The organism is Dethiosulfatibacter sp., from assembly GCF_983023055.1.
Genome location: NZ_CEZJXU010000455.1, coordinates 1 through 2,025 on the forward strand (window position 1 = coordinate 1; position 2,025 = coordinate 2,025).

The 2,025-nt window shown below is 34.2% G+C and carries 3 protein-coding genes; 1 reads left to right on the top strand and 2 read right to left on the bottom strand.

The genetic code is table 11. The features are described from left to right. The coding region (locus AC3AX0_RS12335) for a DUF5693 family protein (protein WP_487550578.1) at positions 1-754 on the bottom strand (754 nt) is incomplete at its 3' end. A 140-nt stretch (positions 755-894) separates the two neighbouring features. Here AC3AX0_RS12335 and AC3AX0_RS12340 point away from each other — a divergent pair. Further along, entirely contained in the window at positions 895-1,530 is a 636-nt protein-coding gene (locus AC3AX0_RS12340) for a hypothetical protein (RefSeq protein ID WP_487550579.1), read from the top strand. Positions 1,531-1,695: 165 nt separating this feature from the next. On the opposite strand, the gene AC3AX0_RS12345 is transcribed toward AC3AX0_RS12340, so the two are convergent. After that, positions 1,696-2,025, bottom strand: a 330-nt coding sequence (locus tag AC3AX0_RS12345) for an ADP-dependent NAD(P)H-hydrate dehydratase (protein ID WP_487550580.1), incomplete at its 5' end; no start/stop codon positions are given.

Here is a 2,025-nt window from a genome sequence, read left to right on the forward strand (position 1 = left end):
AAAACAATACATACTTCTGTTCCGGATTCAGTGTACTTATAGAATTAATAAAATTATCAGCAATCTTATCCGAATATCTGCTGTAATTTATTGGTCTAAATAGAACCTTCAAACCACTGTCCGCTAGAAGCGAATACTTCTCCATATCGTAGTCTATTCCAACCAGAAGAAGTTTTGATGAAACAGCGTTGTTCACATTAATTATTCCCATACCGTCTATATCAAGATATTTCACCGCATTAGTATAAATCATATCTTCATATAACCCATCTAGAACTATATAATTATACTCGTCTTCATAAATGGTATAGAAATCCTTGTCATATCTGTTTTTTAGTCCATTATACACAAAGTCAAATGTTTCATTATCATGGAGCTTCACTATCAAGTCAAACTTATCAATGATGCCTTCTTCCATATCCATCTTTATTGATTCAGGAAGTCGGCTAAATTTTTCATAATCCTTTTCCATGTCTCCGGCTACATCGGCTGACAATCTTCGTCCATCCTCAATCATAGAATACAGAGATTCTTCATTTAATGAAACATATCCTGCTCCAAGTTCATTAAAGAAGCCAAGCCAGTATTCAAGATCTTTATCTGAATCATCTGCCAGTTTTTCCATCTCGTCCAGATCAAGAATATAATTATATTCTTTTAAGTTATTTTCTATATTGAATCTTTTGTACAAAGCACTAAAAGAAAACAATAAACTTATTACAACAGTTAATACCAATATTTTTTTAAATTTCATAATTCTGCTCCTATTTCTAAAATGCGCTAAATAATTATATCAGAATTGCCCCCATCTTTCTATGTAAATATACAAAATATTATTGCTTATTTCCTCGTGCTGACTTAAAATAATAAATATCCTACAAGAGAGGTGAAATTTTGAAAAAGAAAGCAGTAGTAATTATTATAACAATGATTCTATTATTGTCCTTAGGTATTTTTGTTTCCGAAGCAGCACTTAACGACGATGACCCTTTGATTTCCCTGAGTTATCTCAACATGGTCATTGATGAACTAAAAGATTCATTTAGCCAGGACATTCTGGACCAGGATGATGCAATCAGTTTAGTAAAAGAAGATATGGACAAGGCCAAAACAGATATAGAAGACCTAAATACCGAAATTGAAACACTAACAAATTCTATTGACGAAAATAACGACTCTACAACATCACCTTCTGAAAGTCTTGTAATTGTAGAATTATTTGCTACAGAAGATCTAATGAACAATTCAGGTAAATCAGAAACAGATACAGGCACAAACAGGATCCATATAGGCACCAACCTCATAGGAGATGCAGGAACAGAAATAATTCTTAGATACAGTTCAAGCTCTACAAATGCAATAACTAGCGACCTTGGTGGACTGTCTGATATCACAGCCGGTGTTGACTTGGCTAATGGGGAAGCCATCCCTAAAAATCATTTGCTTATTATTCCCCGTTCAGACGGAAGAGGGGTTAGTGTAAATGAATATGCCATATTTATGGTAAGAGGTTCTTATACAGTCAATTAAAGTAAATAATTCTTTGTAGATAAACCTTATCATTTGCCATATATCATTTCAACCCTCACTGTTACCAACATAAAGGAGCTTCTCTCTGCTGGATATTATATTCCAGTTGCGAGAAGCTTCTTTGTTTTAATATAAAACATTGAAAACATCTTAATAAAGTCACGATTATTTTTCCTCAGCAACTTTAAAAGCTTCTGGTATGAACTCTATAATATTGACAGCCGACAATCCGTATTCGCCATATTTTTCTCCTGCCATGTCACCTGCAAGTCCGTGAAGGTATACACCTAGCTTTGCTGACTCCATCAAATCAAAACCCTGACCAAGCAACGATCCTATTATTCCAGTAAGAACGTCTCCGCTTCCTGCAGTAGCCATTCCAGGGTTTCCCGTTTCATTTACATAAACTTCAGTTCCATTTGAAACAACAGTTTTATGTCCCTTTAATACAGTCACTACACCGTATTTTAAAGAAAACTCTCTGGCAACATCAAT